We start from the raw sequence: 23,542 nt of genomic DNA, 5'->3' as shown, positions 1-23,542 counted from the left end.
CCTCACACCTTGAGCTGGGAGACGGGATCCGCCGCCAGCGCCGCAAACACATCCTTAACCCGGCAGTCCTCGCACATCAGCAGCCGCTGGGCGGCCTCGTTCTGGAAGTGGGAGTGACCGGCCAGTTTGTGCTGGATACGGCGGATAAGGGAGGCCGGCGCGAACGGCTTGGCGCAGCGAATGCAGCAGGCCGCCTCTTCGGCTTTGAGGCTCTGGACGGCGCGGCGCGCCTCGGGCACGGGTTGCAGGCGGGGCACCAGCACGATGGCCTGCTCGGGGCACGCCTTTTCACACATGCCGCACTGGATGCAGTCTTGCTCGATAAAGTTGAGACCGGGGACATGGCCCACCGCATGTAGGGCGCGGCTCGGGCAGACCGCTACGCAGCCCATGCAGAGGGTGCAGTCAGCGTCTTTGAGTTCCACGCTGCCGTAAGGGGCGCCGTGGGGCACAACCAACGGCTCGCGGCTCCCTTCGTTGGCATGCCAGAGCGCATCGAAGGCGGCAAACAGGTTCTCCCGTTTGTCCCCTTTCAGCGGCTTCTCCAGCAGGGCAAGGGCTGGCTGGCCGGAAACAGGCTCACCAGCATCTGCGTCAAACAGAGCGATGCGATCGGCAGAGAGACCCGCGCCCGCCAGCAGCACGGCGACGCTCGCCAGCTCCCGCTCAACCAGTGTCCGCACGCTTTCAGGGGCATCGTCACCGAGCGCAATGCGCACCGCGCTGGCGCCATAGGCAAGGGCGGCGAACCAGCTCTCGATACCCAAACTCGCGCTCTCCTCCACCCAAACCGGCAGCCAGTTGGCTGGCAAACGGGTGAGTTCCGTTTCCACCCATTCCCGCTCGCTTTCACCGGCGATCAGCAGTTGCGGCGCGTCGCCCCCCGCCTCCCGGTAGTGCTTGAGCAGACGCAGCAGATAGTCGCCGCTGGTATTGGCATCGGGCTGGTGATAGGCAATCGCCCCGGTCGGACAGGCCGTGGCACAGCTACCAAAGCCCTGACAGAGATGGGGATCGATCTGGATGCGACCATTGATGGGCTTGAGGGCATCGGTCGGGCAGACATCGAGGCAGCGGCTGCAACCGGGCACGCCACGGGCGGTAAAGGCGCAGGCCTCGGGGTCCAGGCGAAAATAGCGCGGCTTGTCGAAGATACCGGTCAGCGCACAGATCTCGGCTAGCCGTTCGGCCAAGCCAGCATCATCAAAGAGAGACAAATAGCCGACTGGCGGGCGCTCCAGCGCAAACAGCGGGACGCGGCCCAGATCGGCCACCAGATCGAAGCGCGGTTCGCGTAGCTGTTCACTGACAGCAGTCGCTTGTTGTGGAAAGCAGAGCGCAGCCAGAGAAATACGCTCACCCTGACCGTTAAGGCCGGTGAGCTGGAACTGGCCGAGATACCCTGTCAGGCTCGGCTCGCGCAGGGTCAGGGCATCCAGGGCGGCGGTAGCCTCGAAGATGGCCTCGAGATCCACCGCATCGGCGTCATAAACCGACTCGGTCACCAGCAGGGTCGGCATCACGCCTTGGGGCAGCAGGCTGGCGGCGCGGCGAATGCGGTCTTCCGGGCCGACCAGCAGCAAGCGCCCCTGACTCTGGTAGGAGACGGTGGCCGGGATCAGGTTGTCGGTCTTGACCGTATGCTGCAGGGCATGGGCGCGGGCACGTTCGTTGCGCGCAGCCACGCCATCGACAGTCAGAGTTGTGACGGATGTTGTTATGGGTTGTTCGATGCTCACATGCACTCCTGTGCGCGCCACCTCATGGGATGGCGTGCTTGTTGGTCAGCTGGGAGAGCAAGAGACGAGCCAACTCCCCCAGGAAAAAAGTGACTGGCAGGGAGTCAGGATCCCAAATGCTCCATTCCCTCACCCTTAGTTGGGACATTTTGTCCATCATGGTCAACCAAAATGTCCCGATCGTCGGTATGGATTTGAGAATGGTTATCAGCCAACCCTTGCGGCTCGCTGGTTATGGCCGTGGCGGCCACCGTCGCCGGGTCGGGGGCGGCAGCGGTTGAGTGAGGGTCTTCACCATCGGGCGCCGTCGCCTGCTCCACCAGCCAATTGCGCAGCCCGGCGCTCAGGGCCGCGGGCAGCAATTCGGGCTGGCTGAAATCCTGGGTGTAGTCGTCGAGCCCATCCGGCTTGTGGCTGCGAAACATGGCGCGCAGCGCCTCCCTGTCGGGGAGTTTGGCCTTGCCCGGCTGGGCCGTTGTTAGCAGCGGCTCGCCACTCTCTGCCCCCTCAACGGCAAGGGGTTCCCTACTCCCCTTGTCAGTGCTGACTACGGGGCTATCCAGCGCAGTATCTGGAATTTCAGCTTCGCCACTGCCTTCGATAGGAGTCGCAAGCGCCTCGGGGGTGGCCTCTTGCCGTGGCTGCAATGCCTGATGCTTGCGCGCCTCGCTCTTGCGAGACGACCAGCGCTTGAGGAACTCACTCATGGGCGCTGTTTCCGGCCTTGTTTACGGCACAGGTTCCGGCGTCGCTGCCACGCTCGCGGCCATCGGGGCCGGTGGCCTTGACGGCGCCGCAGCTGCCTTGATCCTGGCTATCGACTCCCAACTGATCCTGCGCCCGTCCCTTGCCCTTCTTGCCCTTGCGACGGGCCTCCAGCAGCTCGCCGTGACGACCGATAAAGGCCTCCACCCAGGCTTGCAACGCTTCGGGCAGCGGACAGGAGAGCACCTGCCGCTCGCCATCCATATAGGCAGCGGCCACGGTCTGGCTCAGGGTGAGGCCATCGGCCACAAAGCCACTGTCCACGCGGCTTCCGGTGACAAAGAGGCGGGGCGAGCCGGAGCTCAGATTGAAGCGATAATCCCCCCGCTCGTCGCGAAACAGAGTAAGGGGCAAGGCACCGGCAGCCTCCGGTTCGGCGGGATGGAGCGCCGCAATCTCGAAACGGCGGCTCTGCCAGCGGCCAACCTGGCTGTCGATGGCCTTTAACTCCAGTTGCAGCCAGCGCTGCGGGGAGAACGTATTGGTTGTGTCTTGCACTGTCGCGGCTCCCATCAGAAGGTCTCTGCCGGGCCGCCCTCCCCCTTGCTTAGCCCCAGTCGGGGCGGATCACGGCAGGAGATTCATGGCGGCCACGGCCATCAATGGGATAAGACTTAGCAAGAGTGGGGCCAAGGCCGGATTGATGGCTGATGAGGGCTTTGATACGGGTTGGCGTGTCGTGCGGGATATGAGTTGGCGCGGGCGTAGGTTGGTGCAGAGCGCAGCGAAGCCCAACATGCGGCGTAAAACCAATCAGCTATAGCTAATCAAGAGGGATGGCAATAACCGAATAACACCGGATTATCCGATTATTGCTTTTGAAATATTTCGCGGTAAACGTTGGGCTTCACTTCGTTCAGCACCAACCTACGATTTAGCCCAACATACGAAATCTCTTGGGTTAACTGTATTTGCATACAGCGTAGATGCTAGTGGCGCCCTAGGTTAGATATAGGGGAAGCGCGCCCATTTATCCTACGGTTAATGCGAAAAACGTTGATGTAATACATTGAAAAAATTGAAAATATCATTATATGTGATACAAAAAAGTTGTCAGGATATGCGGAACAGCGATATGTTTCTATGCGGAAACATTCCACATAATAAATTGTTAGCCTCTTAGAGATCCGAACATGGTTATCGAAGCATTGTCTGCCATTATTGACGCCGCTAGATTCTGGAAAGAAAAGAAGAATGAGACAGCTGAAGAACTCAGAAACAAGCGAGAGGCTCTACAGCTGGTAATGGATGCCGTAATCGCAACAAAGGCCTATTTGTACGATCTAGAGCAGGGAACCGAGCCATCTCGCGACCAAGAAAGAGAGCTAGCGCGCAAATGGAGCCATGCATCAATGGCTATCAGCGAATATGACTATCAGCTTTATATTTCAGCCCGACTAAAGGCTTTAGGCTGGGCAGACCCCCGCGAATGGAAAAGAGCAGAACTACGCCCTTGGGTCATAAAGCTTGATGTAATTATTGACCAATGCCAATACATTCTCGGCAAAGGCTAACAATGAGCTCAACTATCGCTCACTTCGTTCGCTGGACGTCCAAAAGCTGCGCTTTTGGACGCCCGTTAGCTTAATCGTTATGCCAACAACAGCAGCAGGAAAAATAGATGAGTAATTTTTGGGTAGATGTTTATAAACTTCAATATGAGCGAATAGCAGAGCATGAACGTCAACGATTAACCTTTAGCAACATGATAGCGGTTTTGTCGGTGGCGATCTTTGGCTTTTACTTGTCTTCACCTCTCGAGTTGACGACCATATTAAATATATGGTTGGCAGTAGTAATCATAATAATCAATGTGTTCGGTATTTTTAGTGTTATAAAATCAAGGCAATGGATTAAATTTCATCAAAGTCGAGCTAGGAAAATACTCAAAGAACACGATCAAAAGTTACATGAGTTTTTTGTAAACGAGTGCAAACCAAATAGTGACAAAGATAATGAGCGTAGACCCGTACTTTACGTATGGTTCCACTTAGCGATAATTATTCTATCAGTTGCTTTGAACATAATCAAAACAGTCCAAGTTGCATAACAAACTGTTTAAGAGTGATTCGCAACGCGTGGCATTTTTACTATGCGTTGCATTTAGTGTTTAAGGTGGTATGCGGCGGCATCGGTATTGCGTTGCTCACACCTTAACAGGGCGTTAGAATTTTACTTTGGCTCAGCCATTAATTTATGAAGTATGAGAATGGGAAATAATACAGAACTCAAAAAACCAGTGATCGATGATTCACTTGAGGATTTTACTGATAAAATAAACATTACAGTGCTGCCCAGTGACCCAAGTGTAGTTGTATCTAATGAAATTGATCTACATTCAGTAACAGATGCATTGAACTCATTGACTGTTGAAGTTAAAAACCAACAAGAACAGTTAAAGTCTATCGCAAACCCAAATGTTGCTGATTGGGCTATGGTTATATCAACCGCTATTTCACTCTTAGTCGCTGTGGTTGCGTTGCGTTACTCTGTTAGAGAATCAAAACAACGAAGTATTGAAGCCAAAAAGATTGAGGAACTCAATCAGGAGAAAGCGAACGCAGAAAGGGATGCGGAGGCGTTAGCCATAGAGCGCCAAAAACTAAGTGTTAAACCATATATTATTCTTCAGACGAACCACAGTATTAATACTGGGTTATTCGAAGCATTTTTGGTTAATAAAGGTGTTGGTCCTGCATTTATTAAGTCCTTCTCTATGTTTACCCGTGACAAAAAAGTGGTAGGTAACACTCCTTTACATACAGCAATAGATTCAGTCCTTGCTTCAGGTGAGCATGAGTATGACATAAATGCTGTATTTGGAATTGAATCAATGGCGGTTTCCCCTTCTGACAACATTATGTTGTATAGCGTTAAGTTACATAATTTGGACGAAGACTTATCTAACAGTTACGCGGTACATCACGCTTTAACTTCTTTGCGTTATGGTCTTGAATACGAGTCACTTTACGGTGACCGTAAGAAAGAAGGTTTTGCTGGTTGGTAAAATTCTAACAAGCAATTTAAGAGGGGTTCACAACGCTTGGCACTTTTGCTTCTACTTCAGTTTTAGTGTTTATGGCACAATGCTTTAGCTCTGGGTGGAGGCGTTGTTCACCCCTTAATTGGGCGTTATGCGCACAGGCGAAAAATGGTGATGAAGATGTTTGATAATAATAAAGTTTACCTAGGTATGTCGGGTGTTAAAGTCAGTTTTGATGAGCTAGTTTTACCTAAAGGTGTCATTGCTCGACGTGCATACGCTCATTTTATGTCTCCTCATATGGTTGCACTTGAGTCGCCCACTAGAGAGAAACTTGCTCCATCTCCTTGGAAAACGGTAAGAGGTTCAGGTGACAAAATTGTCCATTGGGAGCTTGAAGTCGATCTCACTCAAAAGCCAGAGGGCGCTGAAGCAGATGACTATGTAAAGACTATTGTTAGTCTTTTACGTTTGGGGTTATCACCACAACTACATTGTTTTCTAATCTCATCGGTTTCATTTGCGTCAAAAGCCGAGTTCAATGATAGCGAACCAGAAGTTTCTTTGTGGGAGACCAATCGGGTATTAGTCCTTAAAGGCGCAAATGATGAACTTTCTCAAAATACGTTTGGTTGGATAGCAGAAAACTTAGAAAGGTGCATGGATCTTATCTATAAACATTATGAGCTTAAATTAGCGGTAAGCTCTTTGGATGAAGTTCATTTTCAACAATCACTTCCAATGAGTCTTGTATTGTTGTGGGGTGCCTTAGAAGCTATTTTTACAAAAGACAAAGCAGAGTTACGCTTTCGAGTTTCTGTAATGATTGCGTCTTACCTTGAGCCTGATGGTGGTGATAAAGCCTATCAGTTATATAAAAAGGTCGCAAAGCTGTATAACGAACGTTCAAAGGCAGCACACGGTGACAATTCAGTAAAGCAGGATACTTTGCTACAAACATATGAGCTTCTCTACAAAGCAGTAGAGAAGATGTTTGAGCAGAACTCGGTGCCAACGAAAGAAAGCTTAGAACGAAGTTTGTTGGGGTAAGTGCGCATAACAAACAATTTAAGAGTGATTCAGCACGCTTGGCATTTTTGGTCTGGGTTAAGTTCAGTGTTTACAGTGTTCAAATTGAGTGTCGTGGTAGCGTGCTTCACACCTTAATTGGGCGTTACAATGGTCGCATCGTGAAAGAAAGTGCTATTTGGGTGTTTCATTCCGCTGGTGCTCAATTTAGTGGTGGCGTTTTTTCTACTCTTGAATTGGCCGAAGCGTGGATCCGACTTTCCACACCTGTTTGGGAATTTATTTTCGCCGATGATAGCTACACGTTCGTAGCAAATGGCGACTTGATGATTTCGATTTGGTGGTGGCAAAAATGGCTGAAATGTTGAGAACCATGTTTGTGCCTCCTGTGAGAAAAATTGAATTTTTATCCAACTGAAAACCAATACACGAACGAGGTCACGACATAACCAAATTTAACAAATCAATCTCAACTTTGTGAATTTCATCACCTTTTAAAATGCAAAAATTAGGTTAGAAATGACGGATGGATATCCGAATATAAGTTAACTGGTTTGATCACGGCATATCAACCCAATAATGACACATATAATTTTATAGTTGAAAAGAATTATTTTAGGCCAAAGAATGATAGTCATAGCTATAGTATATTTGTAGGTAGTTTCACCTCAGCATCACAAGAACATTTTCATTATGAGAATGGTGTTAACCCTTCTTTTTTCTACCTCGTTCAAAATAATCTGGAACAAAACTTGCTGTACCTCTTCCCTTAGATCCCGGCAACCGGTCGCGAGGGGCCCATGACACCGACCTTTATCAAAAGCAATGCAGCAGCCCAGCTCACCATGGCCGTCGAGGTCATGGATGAGCAGGGCACGCTGCAAACCCGCCAAATCGCCTGTGAGCGACCACTGACGGTCTACCTCAACTGGAAGGAGATAGTAACCCTGATGACGCTGGGGGCCCGCCCCGAGGCGCTGGTACTGGGTTATCTGAAAAATCAGGGCTTTATCGGAGATATTGCGGCCATCGAATCGGTGATCGTCGACTGGGAGAGCGAGGCCGCCGCCGTAGTGAGCAGCCAGCAGGCCGCCGATCTCGACAAATCCTTGGAGAAGAAGACGGTCACCTCCGGCTGCGGTCAGGGCACCATGTATGGCAGCGTGATGAAGAAGCTCGAAGGGGTGGTCTTGGCGGCGCCTGAGCTTAAACAGAGCACCCTCTACGCCCTGCTCAAGGCGCTGTCGGCCCATAACGAAACCTACAAGATGGCCGGTGCCGTGCATGGCTGTGCCATCTGTCGCGGCGCCCAGATCCTCTCCTTTGTCGAGGATGTGGGGCGCCACAATGCGGTGGATACCCTGGCGGGCGAGCTCTGGATGCGCGGCGAGAGCGGCGCCGACAAGATCTTCTACACCACCGGGCGGCTCACCTCGGAGATGGTGATCAAGGTGGCGCAGATGGGCATTCCGGTGCTGCTGTCGCGCTCCGGCGTCACCCAGATGGGGCTGGATCTCGCCCGTCAGCTCGGCATCACCATGATCGCCCGCGCCAAGGGGCGCCACTTCGAGGTATTCAGCGGCCACGACCATATCGTGCTGGACGAGAAGCCGCCGGTGCTGGCGCCCGGTTCGGCCGGTCGCGGGATGCGGGATTAAATCATGAACGAGTTGATGAGTACCCAGCAGATCGCTCTGTATCTCGATCAGACCAGCCAGAGGGCCAAACGCAAGCCATGAACGAGTTTATGAACGTGAAGCAGGTGGCGGAATACCTCGATCTCAACGAGAAGAAGGTCTACCAGCTCGCCAACGAGGCGCGCATCCCCGCCACCAAGGCGACCGGCAAGTGGCTGTTTCCGCGCTCCCTGCTCGATCGCTGGCTGCTCGGCAGCTGCCACGAGGGGGTGATGAACGACCGGCTGCTGCTGGCGGGCTCGGACGATGTGCTGCTCCACTACGCCAGCAGCCGGCTAGCCCAGCAGCTCGGCACCCAGGCACTGGTGGGCTACACCCCGTGCGGCACTCGTCAGGGGCTGGCGATGCTGGCGCGCGGCCATGTGGATCTGTGCGCCATCCACTGGGGGCAGGCCGAAGAGGCCCACCTGCGCCACCCGGCGCTGGTGCAGCAGTATCAGGGCCACCGGCAATGGGTGATCGTACATGGATTCAGGCGGGTGCAGGGGCTGGTGCTGCGCCGGGGCTTGCAACCCAAAGAGGCGAGACAGGCGCTCGACTGGCGCTGGGCCATGCGCCAGGAGGGGGCCGGCAGCCAGCGCGCCCTGCAGGAGTGGCTGCAAACCCAGGGGGAGTCGCTGACCCGGCTGGAGCGCACTATCGAGGTCAACAGCGAGCGGGAGCTGGCCGCCGCCATCAGCCGCGGCGATGCCGACGTGGGGCCCGGCGCCCAGAGCACCGCCACCGAGTTCGGCCTCGATTTCATGCCGCTCTCCCAGGAGTGCTTCGATCTGGTGATGCCGCAGGGGGTCTTCTTTCGCACCCTGCTGCAGCAGCTGATCAGCTGGCTGCAATCCCCCGAGGGGCGCGAGCTGGCGGCCCGCCTCGGCGGCTATGACCTGACCCAGAGCGGCAAGCTGGTGTGGAGCCCGCAGTAAGTATCCCCTCACTCGCCCGTAAAAAAGCCCGCCAATATTGACGGGCTTTTTTGTGACTGAAGTGGTTAAGACAGCTTGTCGTCACCGGCCTCACGCCCCTCCTCATTGAGGGCAATACGCGCCCTTCAAGTTCGGCGGGCTTTTTTGTGACTGGCGTGGTTAAGACGGGTGGTCGCCACCGGCCTCACGCCCCTCGGCGTTGAGGGCGATGCGCCACCCCTCCAGCCGGGCGCGCTCGCCGCCGCTGGCCAGCCGGGCGTGGCTGCGCAGGCGGATGGTAAAGCAGCTGCCCTGCCCCGGGGTGGAGTCTACCAACAGCTCCCCGCCCCAGCGGCTGATGATGCGGTGGCTCAGGGCCAGCCCCAGCCCGGTGCCGGTGGCGCGGGTAGTGAAGAAGGGGTCGAAGATCTTGTCGATGATGGCCGCCTCGATGCCGCTGCCGTTGTCGATGACCCGCACCTCGGCCCCCTGCAGGGCCCCGGCGTCATCCAGCCAGTCGCGGCTCTCGACCCGGATCTCCCCCTGCTCCCCCAACGCATGGCTGGCGTTCACCAAGAGGTTGATCAGCACCTGCAGCAACTGCTGGCGATCCGCCTCGATGGGCTGCTGGGCCCTGAGATCGGCCACCAGGTTCACCTGCTGCTGGCGCAGGGCGGAGCGCACCAGGGTCAGGCTCTCCTCGATGATGGGGGTGAGGTGCTGCCACACCGGCGCCGTCTCGTAGTCGCCGGGACGGGAGTATTGGAGCAGGCTGCGGGTGATGGCGCGAATGCGCTCGATCTGTGCCAGCACCAGCGCCAGCTCCTCGCTGACCGGCGCGGCCGCCTCCCCCAGCTCCAGTTTCATCAACTCCACGTTGCCGAGGATCACCGCCAGCGGATTGTTGATCTCGTGAGCTACCCCGGCGCAGAGCTCGCCGAGGGCCGCCAGCTTCTCGCTGATCAGCAGCTGCTGGCGGGCCTGGGTCAGCATGTGGATGTGGTGCTCGAGCTCGGCGGTCTTCTGCTCAAGGCTCTGGGTGCGCTCGGCCACCTTCTGCTCCAGCTCGTCGGCACTGCGGGCCAGCTGCTGCTGGTGCGCCGCCTGCTGATCCAGCATGGCGTCAAACTGGCGACCGAGCTGGGCCAGCTCGTGATCGGGGTCGAGGGCCAGCACGCCGATGCGGGCCGGCTGACCCGCCTGCACCTGGCGCACCACCTTGTGCATCCGCTCGATGGGGGTGAACAAGTCCCGCGCGCCGCGATAGACCAGCAGGCCGGAGAGCAACAGCAACACCACCACGCCGGAGCCCAGCTCCAGCAGGTTGGTGAGGTAGGTGCGGATGATGGGCCACTCGAGAAAACCGACGTAGAGCATGCCGATGCGCTCGCCATTCGCGCCCAAGAGCGGCTCGTAGCCCGACACATACCAGGCATCGTGGACGAAGGCGCGATCAATCCAGGGCTCACCGCGCCCCAGCACCTGCTCGCGCACCGGCGCCGACACCCGGGTGCCCACCGCCCGCCCCAGCTGACGACTGCTGCTGGCGGGCACGTTAGTGCTCACCCGCAGATCGCCGAGAAACAGGGTGACGGTGCCGATGCTGCCGGCCGGCAGGGTGTTCTTGGCGAACACCTGGCCCTTGAGCTCGTCCACCAGCCGGGTGCTGCCGTTGATGAGCTCGCCCCCCTCCAGCACGCCCCAGAGGCTGCCGTCCCGCCCCATCACCGGGGTCAGCGAGAGGCTGACCAGGCCACGGGTCTCCTGCCCCGCCAACGGATCATATTCCCGCTCCAGCACGGCGCGGCTGGCCAGCGCCGGCGAGAGCGCCAGCAGTTGCTCCCGCGACCAGACCACGAAGTGGCTGACGCTGCGCCCGGCGGCGAGGGCCGCACGATCCTGCGCTGGCAACAGATCCAGCTCGCTGCCGCTGCGCAGGCGCAAAAAATCGAGGCCGTAGTTGGCGGCCAGCGGCATCACCCATTGGCGCAAGCGAGCGGGGGATTCGCGCAGTTGCAGCTGGAAGGCCCAGGCATCGCGCAGGTGTTCGAGGTGCTCGGCCTGGCGCTGCTGCTGCACGCTCACCGCGTGGTGGGCGACGCCCAGGTCGCTGCGCACCGTGGTGAGCAGGTTCTGCCAGCTGTAGGTGAGGGTCCAGTAGAGGGTGAGCCCGATCATGCCGGCCAGGGTCAGCATGATGGGCACCGAGGTGAGCAGCAGCAGACGCCAGCGCACCTTGGTTCTGAGCAACCCCGGGATCTGCGCCAGCCTCATGACTCGCTCCGGCTACAACGGACGAGCTGGCTCATTCGATGGCCCACTCCTTGAACTTGCGCTCCAGGGTCTTGCGCGCCACCCCGAGTACCCGGGAGGCGGCCGACTTGTTGCCATCATGGCTCGCCACCACCTGCAGGATGTGGGCCTTCTCCACCTCGGCCAGCGCCCACTCCAGCGGATAGCCCTCCTCCCCCCGTGCCGACTCGGCCGGCTTGGCGCTCTGCCAGTACTCGGCGGGCGGCTTGCCCAGCAGCAGGCAGCGCTCAATGAGGTTGCGCAGCTCGCGCACGTTGCCAGGCCAGGGGTAGGCCTGCATGGCCACCACGTCCTCGTGGGTCCAGTGCAGGGCGCCCATGCCCATCTCGGCAGTGAGCTGGCGGGTGAAGTGGTGCACCAGGGCGGGGATGTCGTCGATGCGCTCGCGCAAGGGGGCCACCGGCAGCGCCACCACGTTGAGGCGATAGAAGAGGTCTTCACGAAAACGGCCCGCCTCCACCTCGGTTTTGAGGTTGCGGTTGGTGGCGGCGACGATGCGCACGTCTACAGAAAGCTCGCGCTCGGCCCCCACCGGGCGGATGGCTTTCTGCTCCAGCGCCCGCAGCAGGGAGGCCTGCATGGCAAGCGGCATCTCGCCGATCTCGTCCAGAAAGAGGGTGCCCTGGTGGGCGACCCGGAACAGGCCGTCGCGCCCCTTGCGGGCGCCGGTAAAGGCCCCCTGCACGTGGCCGAACAGCTCGCTTTCAAGCAGCTCGGGGGCGATGGAGGCGCAGTTGAGCGGCACGAAGGCCCCCATCCGGCCGGAGAGCTGGTGCAGGGCGCGGGCCACCAGCTCCTTGCCGGTGCCGGACTCCCCCTCCACCAGCACGGCGGCGTTGGAGGGGGCGACCCGGGCGATCAGTGTCTTGAGCTCGCGGGTCTTGGCGCTGTCGCCGATCAGGGTGGGCGGGAACAGCTTGCTCACCTCCCGGCGCAGCAGCAGGTTTTCCCGCTCCATCTGGCGGCGCTCGATGACCCGGTCCACCGCCTGCACCATCTGATCCAGGTTGAAGGGTTTGAGAATGAAGTCGCTGGCGCCGAGCCGCAGCGCCTTGAGGGCGGTCTCCATGTCGCCGAAACCGGTCATGAAGATGATGTCGCTGCGCCGGGTGGCGGGATCGATGGCCTCGTGCCACTCGATGCCGGAGCGCCCCGGCAGGCGGATGTCGGCGATGATGAGATCAAAATGCAGGCGGCAGCGCAGGGCTTCGGCCTCCTCCACGCTGGCGGCCGTCTCTATCTGGGCGAAGCGGCGGGCCAGCGCCTTGGCGAGGAAGCTGCGCATGCCGGGTTCGTCGTCGACGATGAGCAAGGAGAGGGCGGACCAGCGGCTGGCGGGGGCAGTCATGAAAAAAGTACCTCAGATTCGACAAGGTTCCGGGATTGTCCCACCGACCTTATAAACTGTGGGACATTTTGTCGCTAACCGGCCCCAAGTGCCAACTCCGTTTATTAAAAGCGACGGTGCCATCACGCAATTAGTGCGCTTAACCGACTGTTTTCACATTAAAAACCCAGCCGAACAAGGCATACGACCAGCTTGGCACCCTGCTTGCTTAGTCCTGCCCTCTCTCCATCACCGGGTACCCTGACATCATGATCACAGCCACAGTGCGCAAACGCCTCGCCCTTGCCCTCTCCTCCGCCCTGCTGCTGAGCCTGCCGCTCTGGAGCGCCGCCAGCCATGCCGAGACCAAGGCGCCCATCCGCCTCGCCACCACCACCAGCACCGAACAGTCCGGCCTGCTGGGCTGGCTGCTGCCCCAGTTCACCAAGGAGACCGGCTATCCGGTGCAGGTGATGGCGGCCGGTACCGGCCAGAGCCTGAAGATGGGCGAGAATGGCGATGCGGATCTGGTGATGACCCACGCCCCCTCTGCCGAAAAGAAGTTTGTCGACGCGGGCTTTGGCATCGAGCCTGAGCACCTGATGTACAACGACTTCGTCATCGTCGGCCCGGCCAAAGACCCGGCGGGTCTGGCTAAGCTGCACGACGCGGCCAAGGCGCTGGAGGCCATCAAAGAAAAGGGGCAGACCTTTATCTCCCGCGGGGACGAGTCCGGCACCCACATCAAGGAGAAGACCCTGTGGCAGGCGGCCGACGTCAAGCCCGAGTTCGCCGGCTACAAGTCCATCGGCCAGGGCATGGGGCCGACCCTGACCATGGCTTCGGAGCTGGGTGCCTACACCCTGACCGACCGCGGCACCTGGCTCGCCTACCAGAGCAAGCTGGATCTCGCCGTGCTGCTGGAGGGGGACAAGCGGTTGTTCAACCCCTATCAGGTGATCCTGGTCAACCCCAAGCGCTACCCGGATCTCAACACCGAAGGGGCCCGCACCCTGAAGAACTGGCTGGTCTCCCAGCATGGTCAGCAGCTTATCGGTAACTTCAAGGTGGCCGGCCAGGCGCTGTTCGTGGCCGACGCCAAGCCGCAGTGATGCCACGACCGCCCCTGCCCAACCTGCCCCTGGCGCCCCTCGCTACCTTGAGTGACGGAGGCGCCCAGTGCCGACTCTGATCGAGACCACACTGGCGGCCCTGGCGCTGCTGTTCAGCGGTGACGCCGAACTGTGGCAGGTGGTGGGGGTCTCCTTTTCGGTGTCGGGCCTCGCGCTCGGGCTGGTGCTGCTGCCGGCCCTGCTACTCGGCTTCGCGCTGGCCTATCTGCCGATCCCGGCGCGCTGGCTCTGGCTCTCCTGCATCAATACCCTGCAGTCGGTACCGACCGTGGTGATTGGCCTCTTGCTCTACATGCTGCTGTCGCGGGCCGGCCCCTTCGGCGACTGGAAGATGCTGTTCACCCAGCAGGCCATGGTGGTGGGGCAGATGCTGATCGCCTTTCCGGTGATCGCCACCATGGCCCACGCCGCGTTCGTGCAGAGCGACCGGCGCGCCTGGGAGACCGCCCGCACCCTGGGGCTCTCCTGGCCCAGGGCGCTGATCGGGCTGATGCGCGAGTGCCGCTTCGGCCTGTTGGCGGCGGTGATCGGCGCCTTCAGCCGCATCGTCACCGAGGTGGGCTGCTCCATGATGGTGGGGGGCAACATTTTGCACTTCACCCGCAACATCCCCACCGCCATCGCGCTGGAGACCCAGAAAGGGGCCTTCACCCAGGGGGTGGCGCTCGGCATAGTGCTGCTGGCCCTGGCCCTGCTGCTCAACCTGTTGCTGACCGCGTGCCGTGGTCACAGCTATCTGAAGAACTGACCATGGCGCAGCGCACTATTATCCATAACCAAATGCTGCTGACCCCACCGCTGTCGCGGTCACGATTATGTGAAGAACCGACCATGCCCCCACCGTCCATCCACCGGAGTACGCCATGGCCCTGACCGCCCACCAGCTGATGATGCGCTTTGGCGAGCGCGACCTGTTCCAGATTGAGCAGCTCTCCATCGCGGCCGGCGACGCCATCTGGCTGCGCGGGGCGAACGGGGTGGGCAAGACCACCTTGCTCAAGATCCTGGCCGGCCTGCTCACCCCGACCCGGGGCCACACCAACCTCCCCTCTGGCTGGCGCGGCAAGCTCGGTCAGTGGCTCAAGCGCGATCCGGGGCCGGGCCGGGTCACCTACCTGCACCAGACCCCCTACCTGTTTGATCGCAGCGTGCACGACAACGTGGCCTGGGCCCTCGGCCATCGCGCCGCCGACGAGGTGCGGGTGTTCGAGGCGCTGCGCCGGGTCGAACTGGAGAGCCTGGCACGGGAGCACATCAGCATTTTGTCTGGCGGCGAGCGTCAGCGTCTGGCCATGGCCCGCGCCTGGGCACTGCAGCCCGCCTTTTTGCTGATGGACGAGCCCACCGCCAATCTGGATGCACATTCGGTTGCCCTGATGGCCGCCATGGCGCAAGATCTGCGGGAACAGGGCAGCGGTCTGGTCATCATCAGCCACCAGAGCAACGATCTGACCGACCTGTGCGAGCGGCAATGGACCCTCGCCCGGGGCCGGCTGCACGAACCCACTCCTTTGAAAATCATCGAGCGACATGACCTCAAACAGCGAACCTCGTACTGACCGCTTTCCCGTCTCCGCCGTGGTGCTGGCCGGCGGCCGCGCCACCCGCATGGGGGGCGCCGACAAGGGCTGGGTCGAGTTGGCGGGCCGCCCGCTCATCGACCACGTGCTTGAACGACTGAGGCCCCAGGTGGACGAGATCCTGATCAACGCCAACCGCAGCCAAGCCCGCTACCAAGCGCTGGCCCCGGTCATCGGCGACGACAACCCCGACTATCTCGGCCCGCTGGCGGGCATGCAGGTGGGCCTTGCCGCCGCCCGCCACGACTGGGTGCTGTTCGTGCCCTGCGACGGCCCCGCCCTGCCCCGTGATCTGATGGCGCGCTTTCGCGCCGCCCTGACCCCGGCGACCGAGCTGGTGGTGGCCCATGACGGCGACTGGCTGCAACCCGTGGTGGCCCTGCTGCACAAATCCCTGCTCCCCTCCCTGTCCGCCGCGCTGGCCGAGGGAGAGCGCAAAATCGATATCTGGTTTGCCCGCCACCAGATGGCGGTGGTGAGCTTTGCCGACCAGCCGGATGCCTTCATCAATCTCAACAGCCCGGACGAGCTGGCCGCCTACGAGGCGCGCCTGCCAGACTCCGCGACCGGACAAGGAGCCACCTCATGACCCCGGCCCCCACCCTGCCCCTGCTCGGCTTTGCCGCCTGGAGCGGCACCGGCAAGACCACCCTGCTCGAGCAGCTCATCCCCCTGCTGGTGAACCGCGGCCTGCGCCTCGGGGTGCTCAAGCACGCCCACCACGACTTTGACATCGACCAGCCGGGCAAAGACAGCCACCGCCTGCGCCAGGCCGGTGCCAGCCAGATGATGGTAGCCTCCCGCCGCCGTCACGCCCGCATCATCGAAACCGATCTGGGTGAGGCTGATTTTCGCGAGCTGCTGGCCAGCTTCGATCAGCGCAGCCTCGACCTGCTGCTGGTGGAAGGGTTCAAGCACGAGCACTTCCCGAAAATCGAGTTGCACCGCGCCGCCATCGGCAAGCCGCTGCTGTTCCCGCTTGATCGCGACATCATTGCCGTGGCCAGCGATCAGCCCACAGAGACCGCCCTGCCCCGGCTCGACATCAATGATCTGGACGCCATCGCCGACTTCGTCTGCTCCTACCTGGCGCAGAGCCGGCAGCAAGAGCAGGCGCCGGGGGCCGGCTTCCTGTCGGTCGAGGGGGCGCGTCAGGCCATTCTTGATGCACTCGCCCCCTCTACCCGCAGCATCGACCTGCCACTCGCCCGCTGCCACGGCGCCGTGCTGGCGGGGGATCTCGTCAGCCCCATCAATGTGCCGCCCCACGCCAACTCGGCGATGGACGGCATTGGCCTGCGCAGCGACGATCTCGCCGCCGGCCACTGGCAGCTGGTGGGAGAAGTGCTGGCGGGTCAGCCGCGCAGCGCGCCGGTACTGGCGGGACAGGCGGTGCAGATCATGACCGGCGCCCCGCTCCCCCCCGGCGTCGACACCGTGGTGATGCGCGAAGAGACTCACATTGAGGGTGAGTGGGTCAGCGTCAACGCCCCCGTCAAGGCGGGGCAGAACGTGCGTCAGGCCGGGGAAGATCTGGCGCTGGGCGCGGTCGCCATCGCGGCCGGCACCCGTCTCGGCGCCCCTCAGCTCGGACTGGCGGCTTCTCTGGGACAGGCAACGCTGACGGTGCGCGCGCCGCTCAAGGTGGCGCTGTTCAGTACCGGCGACGAGGTGCAGGCACCGGGCGAGACGCTCGCCCCCGGCCACATCTTCGACAGCAACCGCTTCACCCTGATGGCACTCATCGCCGGGGCCGGCTGCGAGGTGATGGACCTTGGCATCATCCCCGATGATCCCGTCATTCTGCGCCAGCAGCTGGCACAGGCCGCGGGCGACGCCGACCTGGTGCTGAGCTCGGGCGGGGTGTCGGTGGGCAATGCCGACTTCATCAAGCAGGTGCTGGCCGAGCTTGGCCAGATCGCCTTCTGGCGCATCCAGATGCGGCCGGGCCGCCCGCTCGCCTTCGGCAAGCTGGGGCAGACCCCCTTCTTCGGCCTGCCCGGCAACCCGGTGGCCGCCATGATCTGCTTCCTGCAATTCGTCGAGCCCGCCATCGCCCGCCTGCAGGGCCGGGTGTGGCAGCCGCTGCGCCTGTCGGCGCTGGCCGAGCAGCAGATGAAGAGCCGGCCGGGACGCACCGAGTTCCTGCGCGGCATCTTCCATCAGGATGCCAGCGGCGTGCTGCGGGTTCGCACCACCGGGCCGCAGGGCTCCGGCATCCTCAGCTCCATGAGCGATGCCAACTGCCTGATTGAAATCGTCCCCGCCCAGCCGGCCATCGCGGTCGGCGAGCGGGTCTGGATCCACCCACTCCAGGGACGAGTGGCCTGATACCGGTGTCCACCCCGCCGGGCGTGGCGGGGTGGTTGCCCCCATGAATCCGAGGCTTGTCCCTTGCGCCTGAATGCCCCCCTCTCCCGGCTCGATCTGCTGATCTACGGTCACTACCGCATCGTCCACGGCCTGCGCATCGCGCTCGCCTTCATGCTCACCTTTCTGCTGACCCGCGAGCTCAAGCTGCCGGAAAGCACCTGGCCCCTCATCACCCTGGTGGTGGTAATGGGCCCCATCTCGTTCTGGGGCAATGTGCTGTCGCGCGCCCTGCAGCGGGTGGTCGGCACCATCTTCGGCGCCAGCTGCGGGGTGGTGGCGCTCTATCTGGAGCTCTACTCCCTGCCGCTGATGCTGCTGTGGTGCGGCTGCATCATGTTCCTGTGCGGCTATCTGGCGCTCGGCAAGCGCCCCTACGTGGGGCTGCTCATCGGCATCACCCTCGGCGTCACCATGGGGGCCATGCCCGGCGACATCGAAACCGCCCTGTGGCGCAGTGCCGACGTGATCCTGGGTTCCCTGCTGGCGCTGCTGTTTTGCAGCATCTATCCCCAGCGCGCCTACAGCCACTGGCGGCTGCAGATGCACGACACCCTGCAGCAGGCCCAGCGGCTCTATCACACCCACCTCTCCCCCAACGTGCTGGAACGGCCACGCCTCGCCCACAGCCACGCCAGACTGCTCTCCAAGATGGTGAGTCTGCGCCCCCTGCTGACCCCGGCCGTCAAGGAGACCCGCCTTGGCAGCGCCCTGTTCGAAGCGATCCAGACCACCATGCGCAACACCCTCTGCACCCTGGAGATGCTGGCCAACACCTACTGGCGCGATCGCCAGAGCCACTTTCTGATGCAGAGCACCCCGGAGCTGCGCGCCTGCCAGCAAGCGACCGAGGCGCTGATGAGCGAGCTGGCGCTGATGCTCAAGAGCGGCGAGCTGCAGGGCTCTGAACTGGCCATCAGCCGTCTGCAGGAGGCGGCCGGCCGGGTGCGGATCGACGCCGGCGGCGAGGCCGCCATCAGCGGCTATCTGTGGCTCAATCTGCAGCTCACCGAACAGCTCATCCACCTGCGCCGGCTGCTGGGCCTGGTGATGCACCCGCCCCGCAGCCAGAGCCACCCATAGCAAAACGCCCCGCAAAGCGGGGCGTTATCGTTAAAAGGCCAATGGCTTGAGGCCAGATATGGCGCCAACATTAACTGGCGTTTGCCAGCGGCTGCTCAAGCGGGAGGTAGAGGGAAAAATCCTGGATCCCCGCCTGCAGGGCAGCAAAGCAGTCCGGATCAATGGCCGAACCCAGCGTCTCGGCCATCATCTCCAGCGCCTGGGGCACCGGGATGGCACCGCGATAGGGCCGTTTGGCGGTGATGGCATCAAAAATGTCGGCCGTGGTGATGATGCGGGTCTCCAAGGCTATCTCGTCCCCTTTCAATCCTTTGGGGTAACCCTTGCCATCGAGGCGCTCATGGTGGGCACCCGCCACTTGCGCCAGCTCCTCGAACGCCCCGATGCGACTCAGGATCTCCTCGGTATAGGCGGCATGCATCTGCACGGCGGCCCACTCCTGCGCATCCAGCTTGCCCGGCTTGTCGAGAATGGCGTTGCTCACCCCCAGCTTGCCCACGTCATGGAGCAGGGCGCCGCGCTTGAGCCAGCGTCGTCGCTGCTCGGACAGGCCCATCTGGGTGGCGAGGATGTCAGTATAGAGCGCCACCCGGCCACTATGACCGGCGGTGTAGGGACTTTTGGAGTCAACCACCTGGCCGAACGCCGCCGCGATCTCGTCCAGATAATCTTCATCCAGAGCGACTTCACCCTGCCCGGCCGGGTGAACGAACACCCACTCAGCCAAACCGGGATCCGCCAGTCCTTGCCAGAAGTCGTCATCCGCCAACGCTTCAAACTCGCTAACCAATTGAGGATCAAACCAGCTGCCGCTGCGCTCACGCAGCTCTTTGAGGGCTGCATCTGGACCAGCTGCGGCGTGAAACACATCCACCACCTGGCAGAGCAGGGCAATACGGGAGAAGAGCGGAATCGCGTCACCGGCCAGTTGCAACGGTCGACCTTTGCCGTTCCAGTGCTCGTCCAGAGAGAGGATGCCGGCGGCGACCTCTTCACTGAACCGCAACTGGCGAGCAATGTCCGCCCCCCGATGACAACGGGTCTGGATCAGTTCGTTGGCAATCTGATCGCCGTTGCGAAAGATATGGAACAGGCTGCGAAAACGCCCCAGCAGATCCGCCTGCAAGCCGGTGTGGCCCAGCACGAAGTTGACTACCTCGGAGAGGGAGCCATCCACCAGCTTGAAGTCGCGTTTGAAGTGAAGATCGTCGGTGAGATAGAGCTCGCAGATACGGGCTGCATTGCTGCTGCACCCCAGATCCTTGAGCAGCAGCATGTAATAGAGATCATGGCGCTGCCGGGCATCCAGCGCCAACCGCTCGGCCAGTCGGGAACCTATCCAGCAACAGCGAATGCAGTGCCCTCTTGGTTGCCCCTCGGTCATGTCGAGTGCATGACTGAGGGAACCAATCAACTCTGCCAACCGCAATCCATTCACCGTCATAGCCTGCTCCCTTGGACATCATGGCGATCTTGCCTGCTGACTAGATATACCTTATCCAGAGAGGAATAGATCTGGATTCAGATGAATTTACACCTCGGCGCTGCCAGTCCGGGCTTTTTCCTCCAGCTGGGCCGGGGTCAGGGTCGACACCAACCGGCCGTCGAAGTAGATGTCCAGCAGCTCGCCGCGCTTCTCGCCACGCATCAGGCTGCTGCGCCCGTCCAGGTAGTGCACCTCCATCTGGGCGGTGCGCTCGTCCGGGTAGCTCACCTCCACCTCGCGCACCCCTTGCGGCAGCATGGCCAACGGCACCTTGTTGAGGGACGGATCCAGGTGCTGATTGACCTTGATCAGGGCGTCCAGCTTCTGATCCACCAGCGCCGGCGACTTGCCGGTGATGGGGTTCTTGCCCGACCAGAATTCGATGGTGTTGAACACGAACAGATCGGCGGTGGCCGCCAGGCCGTAGACCGGCGAGAGCAGGACGAAGACCCCGGCCCGGCCGTAACGGTTGTCCACCACGCTGAGGTTGCCCTTGGTCACCATGGAGGAGAGCCCCATCTGCCCCATGCAGCCGCTCAGTCCCACGCTTGCCACCATGCCCGCCAGCAGCGCCAGTGCCCTGCCCTTTCTTCTCGTTGCCATCGTCTTCGCTTGCTCCAGAAATAATGAGGCGGCAAGCCTAAACAGGCCGCCACCAACGGGCAATTCACAAGCAGGGAGCGATACAGCGGGGGTTCAGATTGACGAGTCGTTCGCACAAATATCAGGCAGCCACCCACGGGCGGCTGCCTGGAACAAACTCAGGCACCAATGGCCAGACCGGAGACGGTTTCAGTCACGTTGCTCGCCCCCTGTTCGATCTGGGTCATCACGCTGCTCGCCTCGACAATCTGTTCCTTGCCGCGCTGAGCACTCAGGGCAACCTCATTGATGTTGTTGGTGATCTGCGCCGTCAGTTCGCTGTTTTTCTGCACCACGCCGTCAATCTCGCTGGTAGAGAGGGTGGTGCGTGCCGCCAGCTGGCGCACCTCGTCGGCCACCACTGCGAAACCGCGTCCCTGATCCCCGGCCCGAGCCGCCTCGATGGCGGCATTGAGGGCCAGCAGATTGGTCTGCTCGGCAATGCTGCTGATGGTGGAAACGATGGACTGGATACTCTTTGACTGCTCGTTGAGCAGCCCGATGAGCTCTGCCATCCTGCCCACCTGCTCCGAAATGGCGGTGGAGAGCGTCACCGATGAGTTGAGCAAGGCAGTACCGGTTGCCGCCGCCCGAGTCGTATCCTGCGAGATGGAGTGCGCCACCCGGGCGGCATCGCTCACCGCTTGTGCCCGCAGGATCCGCTCGGTCACGTCGCTGGCAAACTTGATCACCTTGATGACCTTGCCCTCTTCATCCTTGATGGGGTTGTAGCTCGCCTCCAGCCAGATGTCGTTGCCATGGCTGGTGCGGCGCAGGAACAGTCCGGACTTTACCTGGCCCCTGGCCAGATCCTCCCAGAAGTGTGGCTGCTCCCGATAGAAGCTCTCATCGCAGAAGATCTTGTGATGCTGGCCCTTTATCTGCGACAGCGAATAGCCCATGCAGGAGAGAAAATTCTGGTTGGCGCCGACAATCTCCCCTCTGGGGGTGAACTCTATGATGGCTTGAGAGCGATCGAGGGCGCTCGAGGTCGCCTCCTGGCTCAGCAGTTGCTCATGGCTGTGGGTGATGTCGGAAGCAACCTTGATCACCCGTACCACCCGCCCCTCTTGTCTGACCGGAAAGTAGGTCGCATCCAGCCACAGCGTACGACCCTGCTTGTTCAGCCGCCGAAAGACACCACTGTGGCTGCGCCCCTGCCGCAGCTGTTCCCAGAATTGCTGATAGGCATTTGACTGGGCATACAGACCGTCACAGAAGATCCGGTGTGGTTGACCCACGACCTCAGACTCACTGTAACCAACCACCCCGAGAAACAGGGGATTGGCCTCCAGGATCTGCCCTTCAGGCGTGAAGGTGATCACCGCCACCCCGCCTTTGACCGCATCAATGAAGGTCTGCGCCTGCGCCAACTGCTCCTGACAAGCCTGAAGTTCGGCTTTGAGTTTAAGATTGAACATCTTGTCTTTACCTCGTCATCAGGGTACGCGCCCCGCCTGAATTGATCTTAGTCAAGGTTTCTAGCGTTTCAGCGTCTGAATCGCAATGGGCTAGCCGGTAACGGGCCACTCCAGGTAAGCCGGATTGGCCACAAAACCGATCCGCTCATAGAGCGGGCGCCCCTCGTCGCTGGCGTGCAGCCAGACCCGGCCCAGCTGCTGCGCCCTGGCATAGTCCGCCATCTGATCCAGCAGGGCGCCGGCCAGCCCCTGCCGGCGGTGGGCCGGCAGGGTATACATGTTGAGCAGATAGCCCTCCCTCCCCGCCAGGTTGCCGGGATAGGGCGGGCGCACGAAGAGGGCCAGGGTCGCACTCGCCACCACCTCGCCATCCACTTCCGCCACCCAGGAGCGGGCGCTCTCCTCGGCCTGCGCCGTGCTGAAGTAGCGGCTGGTCGCCTGCCAGAGATCCAGGTCGGCCAGCGGTTCGCTCAGCTCCCCCACCTCGCAAAACAGCGCCATGCGCAGGGTCACCAGCGCGGGAATGTCTGCCTGCGTTGCCTGACGGATGATCATCGGCGCTTCTCCTTGTGATGCTCGTTGAGGTGAACAGGCACCACGCGGGCGCCTGAGCAAGGCGCCAGTGTGGAGACATCACGCCCGCCTGGCAAGGCGCCACTGGTCCCAGGCCAGCGGCCCCGCGCCCCAGACGACCAGGGTCAGCAGCATCCAGCCCCACAGCTGGTGATCGTAAAAACCGCCGGCCCAGAGGGTGGGATAGGAGATCACCGCCACCATGTTGAAGGCAAACAACAGGGCGGCGACCGGCCGGGTAAAGAGCCCGACCAGCAGCAGCACCGGCAGCAGCAGTTCGGTGGCCGTGCCAAGCCAGGCCGCCCACTGCCAGGGCAGCAGGGGCACCTGATACTCGAATTCAAACAGATAGAGGGTGCTGTCCCAGGCGCTCAGCTTGAGCCAGCCGGAACGAAAGAAGGCCACCGCCACCCAGCACCTGGCCAGCAGCAACAGGGCACCGCTCAGCCACCAGGGAGCGGTGGGGCCCACCGGTTGCATCAGTGTCCACTTGTGATTTGTCATC

22 protein-coding genes are annotated in these 23,542 nt (G+C 60.9%); 12 read left to right on the top strand and 10 right to left on the bottom strand.

Annotation, left to right across the window (positions count from 1 at the left end):
- Window positions 1-2: 2 nt before the first annotated feature.
- From ACB032_RS02120 to ACB032_RS02110, 3 genes are all read right to left on the bottom strand, one after another.
- The gene (locus tag ACB032_RS02120; RefSeq protein WP_371137238.1) at window positions 3-1,739 is read right to left on the bottom strand and encodes a 4Fe-4S dicluster domain-containing protein; all 1,737 of its coding nucleotides are present in this window, start codon (window positions 1,737-1,739) and stop codon (window positions 3-5) included.
- Between the two features lie 104 nt (window positions 1,740-1,843).
- Entirely contained in the window at window positions 1,844-2,446 is a 603-nt protein-coding gene (locus ACB032_RS02115) for a DUF3306 domain-containing protein (protein WP_371137237.1), read from the bottom strand.
- Entirely contained in the window at window positions 2,439-3,017 is a 579-nt protein-coding gene (locus ACB032_RS02110; protein ID WP_219279840.1) for a DUF3305 domain-containing protein, read from the bottom strand. The genes ACB032_RS02115 and ACB032_RS02110 overlap by 8 nt, the downstream gene beginning before the upstream one ends.
- 620 nt (window positions 3,018-3,637) lie before the next feature.
- Between ACB032_RS02110 and ACB032_RS02105 the strand changes: the two genes are divergently transcribed.
- The 6 genes from ACB032_RS02105 to ACB032_RS02080 all read left to right on the top strand — a co-directional run bounded on the left by ACB032_RS02105 (window position 3,638) and on the right by ACB032_RS02080 (window position 9,130).
- On the top strand, window positions 3,638-4,018 hold the full coding sequence (locus ACB032_RS02105) for a hypothetical protein (protein WP_371137236.1): 381 nt from the start codon (window positions 3,638-3,640) through the stop codon (window positions 4,016-4,018).
- Between the two features lie 695 nt (window positions 4,019-4,713).
- Window positions 4,714-5,511, top strand: a complete 798-nt coding sequence (locus tag ACB032_RS02100) for a hypothetical protein (RefSeq protein ID WP_371137235.1) — start codon at window positions 4,714-4,716, stop codon at window positions 5,509-5,511.
- 156 nt (window positions 5,512-5,667) lie between these two features.
- Window positions 5,668-6,537: a hypothetical protein gene (locus tag ACB032_RS02095; protein WP_371137234.1), complete on the top strand. Its 870-nt coding sequence runs from the start codon at window positions 5,668-5,670 to the stop codon at window positions 6,535-6,537.
- A 38-nt stretch (window positions 6,538-6,575) separates the two neighbouring features.
- Complete coding sequence (locus ACB032_RS02090) at window positions 6,576-6,884, top strand: hypothetical protein (protein ID WP_371137233.1); 309 nt, start codon at window positions 6,576-6,578, stop codon at window positions 6,882-6,884.
- Between the two features lie 432 nt (window positions 6,885-7,316).
- Complete coding sequence (locus ACB032_RS02085) at window positions 7,317-8,174, top strand: formate dehydrogenase accessory sulfurtransferase FdhD (RefSeq protein ID WP_371137232.1); 858 nt, start codon at window positions 7,317-7,319, stop codon at window positions 8,172-8,174.
- An 89-nt stretch (window positions 8,175-8,263) separates the two neighbouring features.
- On the top strand, window positions 8,264-9,130 hold the full coding sequence (locus ACB032_RS02080; RefSeq protein WP_286042316.1) for a helix-turn-helix transcriptional regulator: 867 nt from the start codon (window positions 8,264-8,266) through the stop codon (window positions 9,128-9,130).
- Between the two features lie 159 nt (window positions 9,131-9,289).
- Here ACB032_RS02080 and ACB032_RS02075 read toward each other — a convergent pair whose 3' ends face one another.
- Both ACB032_RS02075 and ACB032_RS02070 read right to left on the bottom strand, forming a co-directional pair.
- Window positions 9,290-11,383: a cache domain-containing protein gene (locus ACB032_RS02075; RefSeq protein WP_371137231.1), complete on the bottom strand. Its 2,094-nt coding sequence runs from the start codon at window positions 11,381-11,383 to the stop codon at window positions 9,290-9,292.
- A 31-nt stretch (window positions 11,384-11,414) separates the two neighbouring features.
- Entirely contained in the window at window positions 11,415-12,770 is a 1,356-nt protein-coding gene (locus tag ACB032_RS02070; protein ID WP_113994745.1) for a sigma-54 dependent transcriptional regulator, read from the bottom strand.
- Window positions 12,771-13,018: 248 nt separating this feature from the next.
- On the opposite strand from ACB032_RS02070, the gene ACB032_RS02065 reads away from it, so the two are divergent.
- From ACB032_RS02065 to ACB032_RS02040, 6 genes are all read left to right on the top strand, one after another.
- Complete coding sequence (locus ACB032_RS02065) at window positions 13,019-13,861, top strand: substrate-binding domain-containing protein (RefSeq protein ID WP_371137230.1); 843 nt, start codon at window positions 13,019-13,021, stop codon at window positions 13,859-13,861.
- Between the two features lie 67 nt (window positions 13,862-13,928).
- Entirely contained in the window at window positions 13,929-14,630 is a 702-nt protein-coding gene (locus tag ACB032_RS02060) for an ABC transporter permease (RefSeq protein ID WP_041217940.1), read from the top strand.
- A gap of 115 nt (window positions 14,631-14,745) precedes the next feature.
- Window positions 14,746-15,441 carry an energy-coupling factor ABC transporter ATP-binding protein gene (locus ACB032_RS02055; protein ID WP_005303221.1) on the top strand — a complete coding sequence of 232 codons (696 nt, stop codon included), beginning with the start codon at window positions 14,746-14,748 and terminating at the stop codon, window positions 15,439-15,441.
- Entirely contained in the window at window positions 15,413-16,051 is a 639-nt protein-coding gene (mobA, locus tag ACB032_RS02050) for a molybdenum cofactor guanylyltransferase MobA (protein ID WP_371137229.1), read from the top strand. The genes ACB032_RS02055 and mobA overlap by 29 nt, the downstream gene beginning before the upstream one ends.
- Window positions 16,048-17,793 (top strand): bifunctional molybdopterin-guanine dinucleotide biosynthesis adaptor protein MobB/molybdopterin molybdotransferase MoeA, encoded by a 1,746-nt coding sequence (locus ACB032_RS02045; protein ID WP_371137228.1) that lies wholly within the window; start codon window positions 16,048-16,050, stop codon window positions 17,791-17,793. The genes mobA and ACB032_RS02045 overlap by 4 nt, the downstream gene beginning before the upstream one ends.
- A gap of 63 nt (window positions 17,794-17,856) precedes the next feature.
- Window positions 17,857-18,915, top strand: a complete 1,059-nt coding sequence (locus tag ACB032_RS02040) for an FUSC family protein (RefSeq protein WP_158196923.1) — start codon at window positions 17,857-17,859, stop codon at window positions 18,913-18,915.
- Between the two features lie 70 nt (window positions 18,916-18,985).
- On the opposite strand, the gene ACB032_RS02035 is transcribed toward ACB032_RS02040, so the two are convergent.
- From ACB032_RS02035 to ACB032_RS02015, 5 genes are all read right to left on the bottom strand, one after another.
- Window positions 18,986-20,359: an HD-GYP domain-containing protein gene (locus ACB032_RS02035; RefSeq protein WP_011706871.1), complete on the bottom strand. Its 1,374-nt coding sequence runs from the start codon at window positions 20,357-20,359 to the stop codon at window positions 18,986-18,988.
- Window positions 20,360-20,446: 87 nt separating this feature from the next.
- On the bottom strand, window positions 20,447-21,067 hold the full coding sequence (locus tag ACB032_RS02030) for a DUF3332 domain-containing protein (RefSeq protein ID WP_158196922.1): 621 nt from the start codon (window positions 21,065-21,067) through the stop codon (window positions 20,447-20,449).
- Window positions 21,068-21,162: 95 nt separating this feature from the next.
- On the bottom strand, window positions 21,163-22,464 hold the full coding sequence (locus tag ACB032_RS02025; protein ID WP_371137227.1) for a methyl-accepting chemotaxis protein: 1,302 nt from the start codon (window positions 22,462-22,464) through the stop codon (window positions 21,163-21,165).
- 90 nt (window positions 22,465-22,554) lie between these two features.
- On the bottom strand, window positions 22,555-23,019 hold the full coding sequence (locus ACB032_RS02020) for a GNAT family N-acetyltransferase (protein WP_171281363.1): 465 nt from the start codon (window positions 23,017-23,019) through the stop codon (window positions 22,555-22,557).
- Between the two features lie 78 nt (window positions 23,020-23,097).
- Window positions 23,098-23,541 carry a DoxX family protein gene (locus ACB032_RS02015; RefSeq protein ID WP_257685206.1) on the bottom strand — a complete coding sequence of 148 codons (444 nt, stop codon included), beginning with the start codon at window positions 23,539-23,541 and terminating at the stop codon, window positions 23,098-23,100.
- Window position 23,542: the final 1 nt, after the last annotated feature.

Source organism: Aeromonas sp. S5(2024), assembly GCF_041403025.1.
In the GTDB taxonomy this organism is placed as follows: Bacteria; Pseudomonadota; Gammaproteobacteria; order Enterobacterales; family Aeromonadaceae; genus Aeromonas; species Aeromonas hydrophila.
Note: the sequence above shows the minus strand (reverse complement) of the source record. Positions and strands in the feature narration are given on the sequence as shown.

What these genes read in the sequence shown, in the direction of transcription:
- ACB032_RS02115 (WP_371137237.1), bottom strand. Translation starts at nt 2,446, where the DNA reads ATGAGTGAGTTCCTCAAGCGCTGGTCGTCTCGCAAGAGCGAGGCGCGC.
- ACB032_RS02110 (WP_219279840.1), bottom strand. Translation starts at nt 3,017, where the DNA reads ATGGGAGCCGCGACAGTGCAAGACACAACCAATACGTTCTCCCCGCAG.
- ACB032_RS02105 (WP_371137236.1), top strand. Translation starts at nt 3,638, where the DNA reads ATGGTTATCGAAGCATTGTCTGCCATTATTGACGCCGCTAGATTCTGG.
- ACB032_RS02100 (WP_371137235.1), top strand. Translation starts at nt 4,714, where the DNA reads ATGGGAAATAATACAGAACTCAAAAAACCAGTGATCGATGATTCACTT.
- ACB032_RS02095 (WP_371137234.1), top strand. Translation starts at nt 5,668, where the DNA reads ATGTTTGATAATAATAAAGTTTACCTAGGTATGTCGGGTGTTAAAGTC.
- ACB032_RS02085 (WP_371137232.1), top strand. Translation starts at nt 7,317, where the DNA reads ATGACACCGACCTTTATCAAAAGCAATGCAGCAGCCCAGCTCACCATG.
- ACB032_RS02080 (WP_286042316.1), top strand. Translation starts at nt 8,264, where the DNA reads ATGAACGTGAAGCAGGTGGCGGAATACCTCGATCTCAACGAGAAGAAG.
- ACB032_RS02075 (WP_371137231.1), bottom strand. Translation starts at nt 11,383, where the DNA reads ATGAGGCTGGCGCAGATCCCGGGGTTGCTCAGAACCAAGGTGCGCTGG.
- ACB032_RS02070 (WP_113994745.1), bottom strand. Translation starts at nt 12,770, where the DNA reads ATGACTGCCCCCGCCAGCCGCTGGTCCGCCCTCTCCTTGCTCATCGTC.
- ACB032_RS02065 (WP_371137230.1), top strand. Translation starts at nt 13,019, where the DNA reads ATGATCACAGCCACAGTGCGCAAACGCCTCGCCCTTGCCCTCTCCTCC.
- ACB032_RS02055 (WP_005303221.1), top strand. Translation starts at nt 14,746, where the DNA reads ATGGCCCTGACCGCCCACCAGCTGATGATGCGCTTTGGCGAGCGCGAC.
- mobA (WP_371137229.1), top strand. Translation starts at nt 15,413, where the DNA reads ATGACCTCAAACAGCGAACCTCGTACTGACCGCTTTCCCGTCTCCGCC.
- ACB032_RS02045 (WP_371137228.1), top strand. Translation starts at nt 16,048, where the DNA reads ATGACCCCGGCCCCCACCCTGCCCCTGCTCGGCTTTGCCGCCTGGAGC.
- ACB032_RS02035 (WP_011706871.1), bottom strand. Translation starts at nt 20,359, where the DNA reads ATGACGGTGAATGGATTGCGGTTGGCAGAGTTGATTGGTTCCCTCAGT.
- ACB032_RS02025 (WP_371137227.1), bottom strand. Translation starts at nt 22,464, where the DNA reads ATGTTCAATCTTAAACTCAAAGCCGAACTTCAGGCTTGTCAGGAGCAG.
- ACB032_RS02020 (WP_171281363.1), bottom strand. Translation starts at nt 23,019, where the DNA reads ATGATCATCCGTCAGGCAACGCAGGCAGACATTCCCGCGCTGGTGACC.
- ACB032_RS02015 (WP_257685206.1), bottom strand. Translation starts at nt 23,541, where the DNA reads ATGACAAATCACAAGTGGACACTGATGCAACCGGTGGGCCCCACCGCT.